Annotated in this window: 14 protein-coding genes; 2 read left to right on the top strand and 12 right to left on the bottom strand. The window is 43.6% G+C overall.

The window, feature by feature from the left end; translation table 11 throughout:
* Window positions 1-58: 58 nt before the first annotated feature.
* The 4 genes from pdxH to ccoS form a co-directional block, all read right to left on the bottom strand.
* Window positions 59-655, bottom strand: a complete 597-nt coding sequence (gene pdxH, locus NH399_RS06505; protein WP_253037894.1) for a pyridoxamine 5'-phosphate oxidase — start codon at window positions 653-655, stop codon at window positions 59-61.
* A gap of 23 nt (window positions 656-678) precedes the next feature.
* Window positions 679-1,455, bottom strand: coding sequence for a sulfite exporter TauE/SafE family protein (locus NH399_RS06500; protein ID WP_253037893.1), 777 nt, complete (start codon window positions 1,453-1,455; stop codon window positions 679-681).
* Window positions 1,456-1,536: 81 nt separating this feature from the next.
* On the bottom strand, window positions 1,537-2,223 hold the full coding sequence (locus NH399_RS06495) for a DUF2982 domain-containing protein (protein ID WP_253037892.1): 687 nt from the start codon (window positions 2,221-2,223) through the stop codon (window positions 1,537-1,539).
* On the bottom strand, window positions 2,216-2,446 hold the full coding sequence (gene ccoS / locus NH399_RS06490; protein ID WP_253037891.1) for a cbb3-type cytochrome oxidase assembly protein CcoS: 231 nt from the start codon (window positions 2,444-2,446) through the stop codon (window positions 2,216-2,218). Before ccoS ends, NH399_RS06495 begins: the two co-directional genes overlap by 8 nt.
* 293 nt (window positions 2,447-2,739) lie before the next feature.
* On the opposite strand from ccoS, the gene NH399_RS06485 reads away from it, so the two are divergent.
* Both NH399_RS06485 and NH399_RS06480 read left to right on the top strand, forming a co-directional pair.
* Window positions 2,740-4,014 (top strand): CDP-alcohol phosphatidyltransferase family protein, encoded by a 1,275-nt coding sequence (locus NH399_RS06485; RefSeq protein WP_253037890.1) that lies wholly within the window; start codon window positions 2,740-2,742, stop codon window positions 4,012-4,014.
* A 130-nt stretch (window positions 4,015-4,144) separates the two neighbouring features.
* Window positions 4,145-4,435: a YebG family protein gene (locus NH399_RS06480; RefSeq protein WP_253037888.1), complete on the top strand. Its 291-nt coding sequence runs from the start codon at window positions 4,145-4,147 to the stop codon at window positions 4,433-4,435.
* Between the two features lie 52 nt (window positions 4,436-4,487).
* Here the strand turns inward: NH399_RS06480 and NH399_RS06475 are convergent, their stop codons facing one another.
* From NH399_RS06475 to ccoN, 8 genes are all read right to left on the bottom strand, one after another.
* On the bottom strand, window positions 4,488-4,850 hold the full coding sequence (locus tag NH399_RS06475) for a hypothetical protein (RefSeq protein ID WP_253037887.1): 363 nt from the start codon (window positions 4,848-4,850) through the stop codon (window positions 4,488-4,490).
* Window positions 4,851-5,317: 467 nt separating this feature from the next.
* Entirely contained in the window at window positions 5,318-7,714 is a 2,397-nt protein-coding gene (locus NH399_RS06470; RefSeq protein WP_253037886.1) for a heavy metal translocating P-type ATPase, read from the bottom strand.
* The gene (locus tag NH399_RS06465; RefSeq protein ID WP_253037885.1) at window positions 7,711-8,208 is read right to left on the bottom strand and encodes a FixH family protein; all 498 of its coding nucleotides are present in this window, start codon (window positions 8,206-8,208) and stop codon (window positions 7,711-7,713) included. The genes NH399_RS06470 and NH399_RS06465 overlap by 4 nt, the downstream gene beginning before the upstream one ends.
* 24 nt (window positions 8,209-8,232) lie before the next feature.
* The gene (gene ccoG / locus NH399_RS06460; RefSeq protein ID WP_253037884.1) at window positions 8,233-9,630 is read right to left on the bottom strand and encodes a cytochrome c oxidase accessory protein CcoG; all 1,398 of its coding nucleotides are present in this window, start codon (window positions 9,628-9,630) and stop codon (window positions 8,233-8,235) included.
* A gap of 170 nt (window positions 9,631-9,800) precedes the next feature.
* Entirely contained in the window at window positions 9,801-10,694 is an 894-nt protein-coding gene (gene ccoP, locus NH399_RS06455) for a cytochrome-c oxidase, cbb3-type subunit III (RefSeq protein WP_253037882.1), read from the bottom strand.
* 12 nt (window positions 10,695-10,706) lie between these two features.
* On the bottom strand, window positions 10,707-10,904 hold the full coding sequence (locus NH399_RS06450) for a cbb3-type cytochrome c oxidase subunit 3 (RefSeq protein WP_253037881.1): 198 nt from the start codon (window positions 10,902-10,904) through the stop codon (window positions 10,707-10,709).
* A gap of 3 nt (window positions 10,905-10,907) precedes the next feature.
* Window positions 10,908-11,519, bottom strand: a complete 612-nt coding sequence (gene ccoO, locus NH399_RS06445) for a cytochrome-c oxidase, cbb3-type subunit II (RefSeq protein ID WP_253038147.1) — start codon at window positions 11,517-11,519, stop codon at window positions 10,908-10,910.
* An 18-nt stretch (window positions 11,520-11,537) separates the two neighbouring features.
* Window positions 11,538-12,965 (bottom strand): cytochrome-c oxidase, cbb3-type subunit I, encoded by a 1,428-nt coding sequence (gene ccoN, locus NH399_RS06440; RefSeq protein WP_253037880.1) that lies wholly within the window; start codon window positions 12,963-12,965, stop codon window positions 11,538-11,540.
* Window positions 12,966-13,357 lie beyond the last annotated feature (392 nt).

Genomic DNA, 13,357 nt, shown 5'->3' with positions numbered 1-13,357 from the left:
AATGTGTAGAGTAAACAGGGCCTATCAAGGCCCTGTTTACGTTTTATAAAGTGCCTATTTACGGCTGTAGATAATTAACTTGCCACCCTTGCTCAGATTGTTGATAAACCTGTCGGTGGTGTAATCGATGATCCAGACCCTGCCAAAACTCTATTTTTTTAGGGACAATGCGATAACCTCCCCAATGTTCTGGTCGTACGACTGGGTCGGTTTTATGTCGCTCTACTTCTTCGTCGAACTTCTGTTGTAAGACATCAAATGATTCGATGGTACGACTTTGATCAGACATCGCTGAAGCTATTTGACTAAGGTGAGGGCGACCATAAAAATACTCATCGGATTCTTTGGCAGAGATTTTTTCTGCTCGTCCTTCAATACGAACCTGACGCTGAAAAGCTGACCACCAGAAGCTGGCGCAGATATTGGAATTCTCTGCCAGATCCTTACCTTTATCGCTGTGATAATTGGTATAAAAAATAAATCCGTTATCGTCAAATGAGCGCAGAAAAACGACGCGAGATGAAGGGCAGCCATTTGTATCGACTGTCGCAACGGTCATACCACAGTAATAGGTTGGGTCCTTTTCTTTGGCTTGTTTAAACCAGCTTTCAAATAATGGAAAAGGTGTGTCGAGGGGGGCTTCGTGTAATAACATTGTGACCTCAATCTTTGACTACTTTAGTGGTGATGGTGGTTGTGATCATGAGCATCGCTTTGCTCCTCGGACGGATCTTCTGCGCCCTGATGTTTGTGTCCAGTATGTTCGTGTCCTGTATGTCCAGCATGTCCGCTGTGATCATGTTGAAACACACTCCAAATCGTCCAGCAACCCATAACAATCATGCTGGCGGCAATGAGCAATTTGACGGGCTTTTTTTTCATCCATTGAGTAATGCTCGAAAAACCAATGCCAATCAGCAACATAGGGCCCGATGTCCCTAACGCAAAAAACAGCATGAAGAGAATAGCCCGATCAACCGAGCCTTGAGCAATGGCGATGGCCAAAGCAGAATAAAGCAGACCGCAAGGAATAAAACCCCATAACATTCCTGCGGTGACCGCATGAAGTGGGGATTTGCCTGGCTGAATACGCTTAAGCAAAGGGGCTATCTTTTTCCAGGTCGATTGACCCAGGCGCTCGAGGTAGAGAACACCGTTCCAAACATTAAACAGATACAGACCTACTAAAATCAGCAAGCCTCCAGCAATCACTCGAAGGTAGTTAAGTGCGCCTGCATCACTGATCATGGTGCCCATAAGGCCACCAATCATGCCTAATAACAAATACGTCAAAAGTCGGCCAAGGTTATGATGGACGACCATAAGACTGGAGCGAGCGAAGGAAGATGAGGGAGTTGAAATGGACAAAGCCGTAACAATGCCTCCACACATACCTACACAATGAAGCGAGCCGCCAAGTCCCATAAGAAAGGCGGGGATGATGGTTTCGAGCATGATGAAAAGTGGTTATTCAAAGTTGGGGTCATTTTACCTCATCTTTGAACAATAGGAATGATCTAAATCACCGTGATTATTCTATTGGGTTTGGTTTTCGTTGGCTGTGGCTTCAGCCTGCAGTTTGTAGTCGTTGATCATTCGCACAAAATCCTGCTCGTTTCTATCGAGAGAGGTCAGTGGAATATAAAGATCAGAACCTAGTCCATGTTTTAGCTGATTGAGTCGAGCTGCAAACATACCCTTAAGTCCCGATACTTTTTCTTTACGGGAATTAGTCCAGTATTCGGCATCTTCTTGTACATAACTTAGGCTTTCTGCTCGCGACTGGCTTTCGAGCAAAGAGACATGAAGCAGACTGCGGTATTCGTGATAGAGACTTTTCGCAGCTCTAGGGCTGATTTGATCGACGATAGGGGTCAGATCCCATAGCTTGACTCCAATATACTGTAACTCCATGAGCTTATCGCCTTTGCTGGCTTTGAGCAGACAACATTGTTTTAAATTATCCCAGGGTATGTGGATGTCTGTTTGCTTTAGATGCCAGGTGAGTTGCTCTTGATTGAGTGTCATGCTGAATTCTGGTTCCCATTTTTTGGCAAAACCAAAAAGTAGAAAAATAATCGCAAGTACCAGAGTAATGTAACCCGCTAGTTTAAGCTCAGTAAGGAGCAATAAGAACGCGATGAAACCAGCGACACAAGCAATCGCGATAAATAATTGATGGTTGCGGCGAGAAATTGGAGCAACTTTGACCGTGTTATTCATTTTCAGCCTTGTGAGACTGTGCTTTTGTTGCGGGCTCTTTTGTAGTAGGAGAATCATCGTCTAGCAGTATGCGATAGGCTGGAGACTCCAGATCAGAATATTGATCGTTTTTCACCGCCCAGACGAAGGCGGCTATTGCCACCGATAAGAAAATAATGGCGACAGGAATTAGCCAATAAATCACTTCCATAACATCTGCTACCTTAAAACCTAACAGAGACACTTTAACCCTATTCTACCAAATTCGTACTTAGCTGTGTGAATTGTCTATACCCGTCGCCTTTCAAGATGCAGCACTGATGTTCAAGTTGCAGCGCTGCGCGCACTCACCCCAATCACTTAGTCTATCTAAGCTCAGGGGACTCGCTTGCTGGCCACCTACCTGCACCTTCAAATACTTTGGGTAGATGATTCAGAACGGGTTTCTGGTGTATAAGAAACCTGCTAAGCTGTTGGCTGTTTTGAGCGACTGAAGATGGTCGCTTTTATGATAAATGGAAGATTGGATAATATTGTATGACAGAGTCGAATACCTCTCCGCGCAAATCAATGGTGCATAAGCCTCAGTGGCTCTCGCAGTGGGAGGCCTGGATTGGACAACGTATTGCTGTTCATCCCAATATTTTGTCGGCGATTAAATTGTTTGTGGTTACGCCCTTGTTATTTTTGTCGCTAAAACAAGTGGATGTGTTACCTAATTCTTCCGAACTTATTTTTGCCTTGTTTCTGGTGTTTTGTGGATTAGATTACCTTGATGGTATTGTGGCGCGAGAACGAGATTTAGATACACATTTTGGGCGTATTTTTGATCGCCTGACCGATTATCCACTACTGTTTATTGTTTCCTGGCAATGTGTCGATAGTATTCCGCTATGGTTGCTGATCTCTAAGGTTGCTCTGGATAGCCTGCTTTTTATTCAATACTTGCTCAAGAAGGGAACAACAGAAAATCGTATTCGAACCACACTTTCTTATACTGCGCTCATCGCCTTGCTGTTTTTTAGTCAAGGCTGGGCCGAAAACGTCATCACCTATGATCTGGTTGTTATCTTACTGTTGGTGAATATTACCTTTAGTCTTGTTGTTATTTTGTACAATGCCCGTATCTTACAATCTCGTTTTATTGCCGACATGTTGTCATTGGCCAATCTGCTCTGTGGCTTCGCCAGCATGTATTTTGCGGCTCAACTGCGTTTTGATATAAGCCTGCTGTTATTGTTGGTGGGAGCACTCTTTGATGGCCTGGACGGCGCTGCCGCCAGAAAGTGGGGAGGAACCCGATTTGGTGTTTATTCTGATGATATTGCTGACGGTGTGAATTATGGAGTCGCCCCCGGAGTCGCGCTCTATTACGCCTTTGGCGGTGTTGAGGGGGCTATTGTTGGGGCCTTCTTCTCGATATTTACGATTTCTCGATTAGTCTTCTTTACTTTTAACAAATCGAACGATGACCCAGAGTATTTTCGTGGTGTTCCCAGTACGGTTGGAGGGTTGGTGGTATTGTGTGCGCTGATATTGTTTTTGGAATCACCTTTGATTGCTGGTGCTTTGGTGGGCGTTGCGATGGTGCTGATGGTTTCCTTTGATGCCTATTACCGTCATTTAGGAAGAGCGATTTCGTCACGACGTAAACGTTATTTGTTCGGTTTGCCCATCTATAGTCTAGTATTAATATTGGGGAGTTTTATCTGGGGCAGCAAGATATCCATTGCTCTGCTTTTGGCCTTAGTTTTGATCTACGGACTGACACCTGCTGCGAAACATTTAAAAAATGCCGTGGTGAACAAATAAAATAACCGACTTTTATTAAAATCATGTTACCTTGCGTGAAATCAACAGAGAATGCAGCTTGCATTTAGCTACTCAATTAAGTAGTATTTTGTTGAACTTGATGATTTGATAACCCTTTGGAGTTTTTCCTATGGCAGTGGTGACCTTATATATGTCTGATCGCGATAAATCTAAGACGTTTACGGATAAAAAAGAAGCTGACAACTACGATAAAATGCTTGAACTGGCTGAGAATGTAAGCCTGTGGGTTGAGCGTGAAATCGAAGACCTTAATGAGCAGCAGGTTGAAGCATTAGGCTTGTTAATTGCTCAAAATAAAGATGTGCTGGCCAAAGCATTTAAAGCTCGCCCCGAGCAATTATTGGAAAAGCCAGAAGAAGCATCTGAAGACAAGGTAACGCCTATTAGCGCGAATGGCTAAAAATAAAAAGCTGGCGTTATCTTCGCCAGCTTTTTATTTGTTCTGGAGATAATTAATAGTGCTGGTTAGTGACGCGTAAGAAGTTTCTTTGAACTTCGGTTTTGCCTTTGAGTTGGTAGCGTTTCATACTTCGAACTAAGTCATCATGGAGTTGATTTGATGCTTGATCAGAAAGCTGGTGTAGAGAGTTGACGCCTTTAAGTTCTGAGCGGCTAATGTCATAGAGGTCGGTGCAAACGGTACAGCATAGATGGTACTGGCTGTAATAAGGAATGATTTTAAAAGAGAGGAAAGTGAGCCAGTCTGTTGCTTGGATTAAATCCCAAGTGGTTTCGTTATTGCAGTGATAACACTTGGTGTCGATTACGGGCTTAATTGGACGAAGTGACTTTTTAAAGCTTGTTAATTTTAGCATCCGCATTTCCTTTTATTATTAATAGCTTATGTACGGCTATTAGCTATTATTCGGTTTCTGCTTACTTACAACAAAAGACGACATATCGTTTGATAGTGCAGAAATTCAATACGATATCTTTGGCTGCAAAACTTACATCATTGATGTATTCCCGATTAAAAAGACATCAATCATTTAATACGACTAAGACGCTTATTATTGCGGCGAGATAGCCATGTGCATCGCATGTTTAAGATGTCTATCTATAGATCTATCACTAGATGGATAGAGACACAAGTGATATCGAACAAATACATCACAAAACAATTATTTTGAATATGGGAGGCCGTTTATTCAGCGATAACAGAGCATGATTTAAGCGGAAGAGTGCAACAAATTATGTCAGTGCAGCGCAATATCTATAGTTAAAAGGATGAAGGTTTTATAACCAAAAAATTGCGGCATAGTTGCCGCAATAATGTTTTACTTTATTGAGACGTTTCGTTATTTGAACGATTCAGCCTCAGTGCGTTAAGTACAACGATGAGCGAGCTGGTTGTCATCCCGATGGCTGCCAACCAGGGGGGAACCCAACCGAGCATGGCAATGGGAATGGCGCATAGGTTGTAACTAATTGCCCAGACGATATTCTGTTTAATAACGGCGTGTGTTTTTTTGGCAAGCTCCATTGATTGTGCAAGAGAGTACAAATTTTGATGCATGAGCACTGCGTCAGCTTTGTGCTGCGTTAGGTCGGCAGACGTGTTCATCGCGATGCCCACATTAGCTTGTGCTAACACGATAGTATCGTTGAGTCCGTCACCGAGCATTAATACGATTTCATTTTGTTGTTGCCACTGCATGACTTTTTCTGCTTTTTGTTGCGGCAAATGATTGTTGTAGTAATGCTGAATACCTAGTTCATCGGCTACCTTTTTAACATGAGAAGAATGATCGCCGCTAAGTAAGCTGGTTTTTAAACCCAACTGATGAAGTTCTTTAACAAGATCCGCTGCTTGTTCTCTGATCTTATCCGAAAGCTCAAAGGTCGCGACTAATACTTGATCACGATATAAAAAAATCGGCATGGTCTGACTATCAGTATCAAGAGAGATTTCTTGTTTGGGTTTTCCTAAATACCAGTGACTGCCATTCCACTGACCTTCTATTCCCATCCCGAATTGTTCATCAACAGACTCAAAATGAACTTGTTTATCGTCTTTTTCTTGAAAAGCTTTGGCGATTGGGTGGCGACTTTGCCGCTCGAGTGCACAGGCAATTTGTAAATAGTCTAGTTGAGCATCCGGTTGATGGATGATCGTTTTTTCTAAATGTAATTTGCCTTCGGTTAAGGTGCCTGTTTTATCAAAAACGATGTGAGTTATGTCTGCCAGTCGATTGAGAGTTTGGGCGTTTAGCAATAATAAGCCGAGTTGAGACAGTCGATTCGTTGCTGCTGTTAACGCTGCGGGGGTGGCAAGTGACAAAGCGCAAGGACAACTAACCACCAAGACGCTAAGTGCAACCCAAAAAGCCTGTTCGGGATCGATAGTACTCCAAAGAAAATAAGTCATACCGACGAGCATCAAGAGTATCGAAACAAACCACTGCGCAATACGATCAACCAACAAGGTGAGTTTAGGTTTGTGTTGTGTGGCGTTGCTAGCCATACGATCCAACGCCGAAAAATAAGTATTGTCGGAGGTTGCCGTTACTTCTATGTGGATTGGTTTGCTTTGATTCAAAGAGCCAGCAAATACTTTGTCATTAATACTACGACGCAAGGGTATGTGTTCACCTGATAGCAAAGATTCATCAATGTTGGTTGTTCCATCAACGATAATCCCATCGACTGGAATCACTTCTCCTGCGCGTACCAATAAGCGATCTCCAGGGACAACATCATGAATGGGATGATCACTTTGTTGAGCTCCCTCTATTTTAGTTACAGCGATAGGCAGTAGTTGTCGTTGTGTCTGAGTTTCTGTTACGGCTTTCAGGCGTGTTCGATGTTCCAGATAGCGGCCACAAAGCAAGAAAAAGATAAACATGGTCGCAGAATCAAAATAAACCTGTCCTGCTGCATTAATGGTAGCCCAAACACTTGATGTATAAGCCAGTGAGATCGCCAAAGCGACAGGAAAATCCATCACCAAGCGTTTTTGTTTAAGTCCATACCAGGCATTTTTAAAAAAAGGAAAACCAGAAAAAAAGACAATGGGCGTTGCCACTAGCCAACTGGTCCAATGTAAAAACGACTGGTACTCGGCTTTGATATATTGAGCTTCACCAAAGTAAAGACCAATTGCGAACATCATGACCTGCATCATGCCCAATCCGGCGACTCCCAGACGCATCAAAAACCATCGGTCTTCGGTACGAACGGTTCGTTCAAAGTCACTCTGACGAAAAGGGTAAGCTTTAAAGCCCATGTTCGAAAGGCGCGTGAGTATTTGGCTCAATCGTTGCCGTTGTGAGTCCCAACAAATATTCATTCGATGAGTGATCGGGTTAACCTGAACAGAGAGCACTCCTGGCATTTTCAATAAGCTGGATTCTATTAGCCAGCTGCATGCAGCACAGGTAATGCCTTCTACACCCAATAGAGCTTTGGACTGATGCTCGTGAGTATCGACAAATTCTTTTTGTAAACGCTCGTTATCAAGTTGCTGAATATTACGCAGCTCTTCGGGAATTAAGTCGGTGGGCGTTACTGACGCTTCTGTTCGAAAGCGGTAGTAGCTGTCTAGTTGATTATCGATAATAGCCGAAGCAACACTATGACAGCCGTAACAGCAAAATTCTCGAGTTTGCTGTTCCCACTGTAGCGTAATGTCTAAATTATCTGGAACGGGTTCGTGACAGTGAAAACAGCGTGAAGTCATCGGGGTTTTAATTGAATACTATTGGATTGTTTTAGCGGCCAACGAGACATCATTTCCCAGTCTTGAGTAGGGGTGGAGAGTTTCAGGCGATAGTTTACAGGCTCCAGAGGAAGACTTTGCCCTTTGTAGATCAAGCTGTCTTCTGTACGATTAAGCACGACTACCTGATCTTTATGTTCTTTGGCAGGGTGTTGAATCGATAGATACAATACAGGAACATCCAGAGGCTGAGCTGAAGTTAATATCATGGCATCTGGTGCCTGGTATTCGATGTCGAACTTAAGTTGTAATTCAGCGGCTTTTTCGCGCTTCTCAATGGATTCATTAATCGCCAGACCTTCTTTGTAGTAGTCGGCTTTTACCATGCTGTCTGCGCCAGTCGTTGCAATAATAACCGTTGTGATACCTGCGACCACTGATGATGCTGGCAAAGCAATGATCATCCAGGGATAAAACTGCTTGTACCAGGGTTTGGTGTCCTGTGGGTGTTCCATAAACTTCTCTTAGTTAACGCTGACTTATCGGCCTAAGGCTGGGCCGATAAATCGTGCTTCTGTTTCTATTCTAATATCTGGAGCCTCAACGGAGACTGCATTAAAGAAAATGGTGTTCGCGGTTTTGGTCAGATCACCTGGATCCACTCGAACGCGTAACGCGATGGCTTTTACTTCGCCTGGTTTTACATGGATCTGAGTCGGACCTGCAATACTCATATCAGGCAAACCATCTACCGAAATATTGTAGGTATAGGGTTCTTGCGCCATGTTGCCTATTTTAATCCGATATACGTTTTCAACCAAGCCTTCTGAGGTTTCAACGTAAAGTCTGTTGCGATCACGAATGACATCCAGCTCAAGTGGCGTTCGCGTGCCGATGGAAGCAAAGAAGCCAATGATAAGAGCGAGCAGTAGACCACCATAAATAAAAGTACGGGGACGCAGTACTTTGGTTTCTTTTCCTTCCATTGCATTTTCGGTGGAATAACGAATCAGACCTTTCTCATAATCCATTTTTTCCATGACGTCATCACAGACGTCAATACACAATGCACAGGCGATACATTCGCTCTGCAAGCCGTCACGAATATCAATACCTGTGGGACAAACCTGAACACATTGTTTACAGTCGATACAGTCACCCAGGCCCTTGATTTTATACTCGGTATCGGTGCGTTTACGATGACCGCGGCTCTCGCCTCTTTGAGTGTCGTAAGAAATAATCAGCGTATCTTTATCAAACATGGCACTTTGAAAACGCGCATAGGGGCACATGTACTGACAAATTTGCTCCCGTAAGAAGCCTGCATTGCCATAAGTGGCCAAGCTGTATAAGCCAATCCAGAAGGCTTCCCAGGGGCCTAAATTAAACAGAATTAAATTGTCTGTCAGTTCGCGGATCGGTGAGAAGAAGCCAACAAAGGTGTAACCAGTAAATAACGCAAAACTAAGCCATAAAAAATGTTTGGTGGCTTTGGTGGATACTTTGTTGAAAGACCAGGGAGCCTTATCCAATTTCATTCGCTGGTTTCTATCACCTTCAACAAAACGTTCGATCCAGATAAAGGTTTCTGTCCAAACCGTTTGTGGGCAGGCAAAGCCACACCAGACTCGTCCAGCGAGTGCTGTAAAAAAGAATAGGGCGACAGCCGCAATAATGAGAAGAACGGCTAAATAAATAAAATCTTGAGGCCAAAAAGTAATACCAAAAATATGAAACTGTCGAGCAGGCAGGTCAAGTAATATGGCCTGACGACCTTCCCACGTGATCCAGGGACCAACGTAGTAAAGACCTAACAACATCCAGACACTGAGAACTCGCAATCGAGCGAACAATCCTCTGACCTGGCGGGGATAAATTTTCTCTGCTTTGACGTAGAGATCGCGTGTGCGCTTAACGGTTTTATCGGGTTTGCTCATAACTACTTAAATCTTCGCAAGGGGTGGGTTTATACGACTGGTTGGCCCGAATGATAAACAGATCTTTTGTGTGAATCTATTGGACTAATAGGGGTATAAACACAAATTAAACAGCTAAAATTTTATTCAAAAAAAAGCGCAGACTTCGCTGCGCTTTTTTAATTATTTGTTTATTCAGCTTTCTCTTGTGAGAGGCTGTAAACATAGGCGGTCACCAGTCGAATTTTTGCTTTGCCCAAAATATCTTTATGGGCTGGCATTTGACCATTACGTCCGCTTCTTATGGTTCTGGCTATCACTTTTCGAGAGCCACCAAATAACCAGGTTGTGTCGGTTAAGTTGGGAGCACCAAAGGCATGGCTACCTTTGCCGTCCGCTCCATGACAGGCAACACAGTTGGTGTCATACAAAGCTTTACCTTTTGCTATTTCATTTTCTGGAGCATTACGCCCAGATAAGGAAACCACATAACTGGTTAAGAAAGTAATTTGTTCTTCATTAAACTGTTGACCAAACGGAGGCATCTGTCCGCTACGTCCATTGGTAATACTTTCTTCAATAATGTCTGGAGTAGAACCGTATAACCAATCATTGTCGGTTAAGTTTGGATAACCTGGGCTACCTGCAGCATCAGAACCGTGACAGGCAAAGCAAACATTCAAGAAAATACGACGTCCCATATCCATTGCCAGCTCATCGTTGACTAGCTCGGTGACGGGAGTATTTTCGTATTGCTTAAACAAAGGCAAATAAACAGACTCTGCTTGTTGAACTTCGGCTTCCCACTGGTTTTCTTTGGTCCATCCCAAAGTACCTTCAAACTTACCCAGGCCAGGGAAAAGAATCAGATAACCAATACCAAACGCCAAGGTGATATAGAACAGGTTTAGCCACCACTTAGGCAATGGATTGTTGTATTCCTGAATACCATCGTAAGCATGGCCAGTTGTTCCGTCTTCGCATTCGTCAGCTTCAGTCTTTTTTGTAAAGTGGAGCAACCAAAAATTACCAAAAATACAGATAAGGGTGATTGCAATGATCCACCAACTCCAAAATTCACTCATTTCTAACTCACCTTAATGTTTTTCAGCTGTATCTGAGTTGTTGTCTTTACTCACAACGATACGGTCGCTGTGCTCATCTCCCACAAAGGGGAGCTGAGATGCTTCGTCAAACACTGATTTACGTTTTTTGCTATAGGCCCACAAGACTAAACCTATAAAAAGTACCAAAAGCACAGCCGTTAATATGCCGCGCAGGAGATTCATATCCATGGCTTATCTCCGATTTTCAGCTGCATGGCCCAGAGATTGAAGGTAAGCAACCAGAGCGTCGAGTTCTGTCTTGCCTGCAACGGCTTCTTTTGCGCCAGCAATATCTTCATCTTTGTAAGGCACACCAAATTGATTCTTAAAGATGGACAGTTTTTTTGCAGTGAGTTCGCCATCTAACACATTTTCTGCCAACCAAGGGAAAGATGGCATATTGGATTCTGGTACTACATCACGCGGATTAATCAGATGAACACGGTGCCATTCGTCACTGTAGCGACCACCAACACGAGCGAGGTCCGGACCAGTACGCTTAGAACCCCACAAGAAAGGATGTTCCCATACGTGCTCGCCAGCAACAGAGTAAGGACCGTAACGCTCAGTCTCTGCACGGAATGGACGTACCATCTGTGAGTGACAGGTATTACAACCTTCACGGATATAAATGTCGCGGCCTTCCATCTGTAACGCGGTATAAGGTTTTAATCCTTTTACTGGCTTCGTTGTTTCTTCAAGAAAGAACAGAGGAACAATTTCTGCCAGGCCACCGAAGCTGATAACAATCAGCGTCAGTATGCCCATTAAACCGATATTTTTTTCAATGGTATCGTGTGTCATTGACATGTCTGTTTCTCCTTATGCGGCAACCGGTGTTGCATCAGAACTGGGTTGCTGCCGGGGAGCGCCCATAGTTTTAAACATGTTGTAAGCCATGATGATCATGCCAGACAAGAATAAAGCTCCACCAATAAAACGAATGGTTAAGAAAGGTTTTTTCGCCGTAACGGATTCAACAAAGGTGTGAGTCAAAGTACCGTCTTCATTAAAGGCGCGCCACATAAGACCTTCCATTACACCAGCAATCCACATAGAAGCGATGTAAAGAACAACACCGATGGTTGCAATCCAGAAGTGCCAGTTAATTAACTTGATACTGTACATTTCGGTACGACCAAACATACGTGGGATCATGTAGTACATAGAACCGATAGAGATGAACGCAACCCAACCCAAAGCGCCAGAGTGTACGTGACCAATAGTCCATTCGGTGTAGTGAGACAGTGCGTTAACGGTTTTAATAGCCATCATTGGGCCTTCAAACGTCGACATACCGTAAAAAGAAAGAGACACAATCAGGAATTTCAAAATAGGATCGGTTCGCAACTTATGCCATGCGCCCGATAACGTCATCATCCCGTTAATCATACCACCCCATGAAGGTGCCAACAGGATCACCGAGAAAACCATACCTAAGCTTTGTGCCCAGTCTGGTAACGCTGTGTAATGTAGGTGGTGAGGACCAGCCCACATATAAATACCAATCAATGCCCAGAAGTGGACAATCGATAAACGGTAAGAGTAAACCGGACGACCTGCTTGCTTAGGGATGTAATAGTACATCATGCCCAAGAAACCAGCTGTCAGGAAGAAGCCTACCGCGTTGTGGCCATACCACCACTGAACCATTGCATCAACAGAACCAGCATAAGCAGAGTAAGATTTGGTCATGCTCACAGGAACGGCTGCACTGTTAACAATGTGCAGAACGGCAACCGTAAGAATAAAGGCAGCAAAGAACCAATTAGCAACATAGATGTGTGGAGTTTTACGCTTCATGATGGTTCCAATGAACAATATGGCGTAACCCACCCAGACCAAGGCAATGAGAATATCAATAGGCCACTCTAGCTCTGCGTATTCTTTACTAGAGGTATAACCCATCGGAAGAGTAATGATGGCAAGTACGATAACAAGCTGCCACCCCCAGAATACAAAGCTGGCGAGGCGGTCGCTGATCAAGCGAGCCTGACAGGTTCGTTGAACGACATAAAGAGAGGTACACATTAATGCACAACCACCGAATGCAAAGATAACGGCGTTGGTATGAAGTGGGCGTAAACGAGAGTAGGTAAGCCAAGGAAGATCAAAACTTAGCTCGGGCCAGCGTAGTTGTGCTGCAATCAACACTCCAACCGCCATTCCGACTATACCCCAAATAACGGTCATGACCGCAAAGCGTCGAACGACCTCATAGTTGTAGGTCGGTGCATGTGTCTCAGACATATGTGTTTCCGTTTATGATTGATGGTTAAAACGATTTAATTTTGCCTATTTTTTTGTCATCGCCAGTTGATATAGGTCAATGAGAAGTCATAAGCTATCCGAAACTCAGGATACTTAGTTGACTAAAGTATAGAATATCGTAGGAATCTCACTGATCTATTCGCTTAAAAGTTAAGCAGTTGCTTGGCTATTTTAAGCGGTTAATAACTGGCCTATCTGACATCGCGCGGCATTATACAGTAAATTAGAGTGTGCGGCGCACAAAAAAATAGCAGATGAGATAAAAAAACGGTATATGTCTAAGTTTTATTCAGGCATCCTCTGCAACAGCATAGGTTATTGAAATTAATAGCAAGTCGAAATAAAGCATTACAAGTTAGTTTCGTCAAAGT

Origin of the sequence: Pleionea sp. CnH1-48 (assembly GCF_024124665.1) — a bacterium.
Taxonomy (GTDB): Bacteria; Pseudomonadota; Gammaproteobacteria; order Enterobacterales; family Kangiellaceae; genus JAMXSB01.
Note: the sequence above shows the minus strand (reverse complement) of the source record. Positions and strands in the feature narration are given on the sequence as shown.

Bases quoted from the DNA above. Each gene is read 5' to 3' on its own strand.
- pdxH (WP_253037894.1), bottom strand. From the start codon at position 655: ATGTTATTACACGAAGCCCCCCTCGACACACCTTTTCCATTATTTGAA.
- NH399_RS06500 (WP_253037893.1), bottom strand. From the start codon at position 1,455: ATGCTCGAAACCATCATCCCCGCCTTTCTTATGGGACTTGGCGGCTCG.
- NH399_RS06495 (WP_253037892.1), bottom strand. From the start codon at position 2,223: ATGAATAACACGGTCAAAGTTGCTCCAATTTCTCGCCGCAACCATCAA.
- NH399_RS06485 (WP_253037890.1), top strand. From the start codon at position 2,740: ATGACAGAGTCGAATACCTCTCCGCGCAAATCAATGGTGCATAAGCCT.
- NH399_RS06480 (WP_253037888.1), top strand. From the start codon at position 4,145: ATGGCAGTGGTGACCTTATATATGTCTGATCGCGATAAATCTAAGACG.
- NH399_RS06475 (WP_253037887.1), bottom strand. From the start codon at position 4,850: ATGCTAAAATTAACAAGCTTTAAAAAGTCACTTCGTCCAATTAAGCCC.
- NH399_RS06470 (WP_253037886.1), bottom strand. From the start codon at position 7,714: ATGACTTCACGCTGTTTTCACTGTCACGAACCCGTTCCAGATAATTTA.
- NH399_RS06465 (WP_253037885.1), bottom strand. From the start codon at position 8,208: ATGGAACACCCACAGGACACCAAACCCTGGTACAAGCAGTTTTATCCC.
- ccoG (WP_253037884.1), bottom strand. From the start codon at position 9,630: ATGAGCAAACCCGATAAAACCGTTAAGCGCACACGCGATCTCTACGTC.
- ccoP (WP_253037882.1), bottom strand. From the start codon at position 10,694: ATGAGTGAATTTTGGAGTTGGTGGATCATTGCAATCACCCTTATCTGT.
- NH399_RS06450 (WP_253037881.1), bottom strand. From the start codon at position 10,904: ATGGATATGAATCTCCTGCGCGGCATATTAACGGCTGTGCTTTTGGTA.
- ccoO (WP_253038147.1), bottom strand. From the start codon at position 11,519: ATGACACACGATACCATTGAAAAAAATATCGGTTTAATGGGCATACTG.
- ccoN (WP_253037880.1), bottom strand. From the start codon at position 12,965: ATGTCTGAGACACATGCACCGACCTACAACTATGAGGTCGTTCGACGC.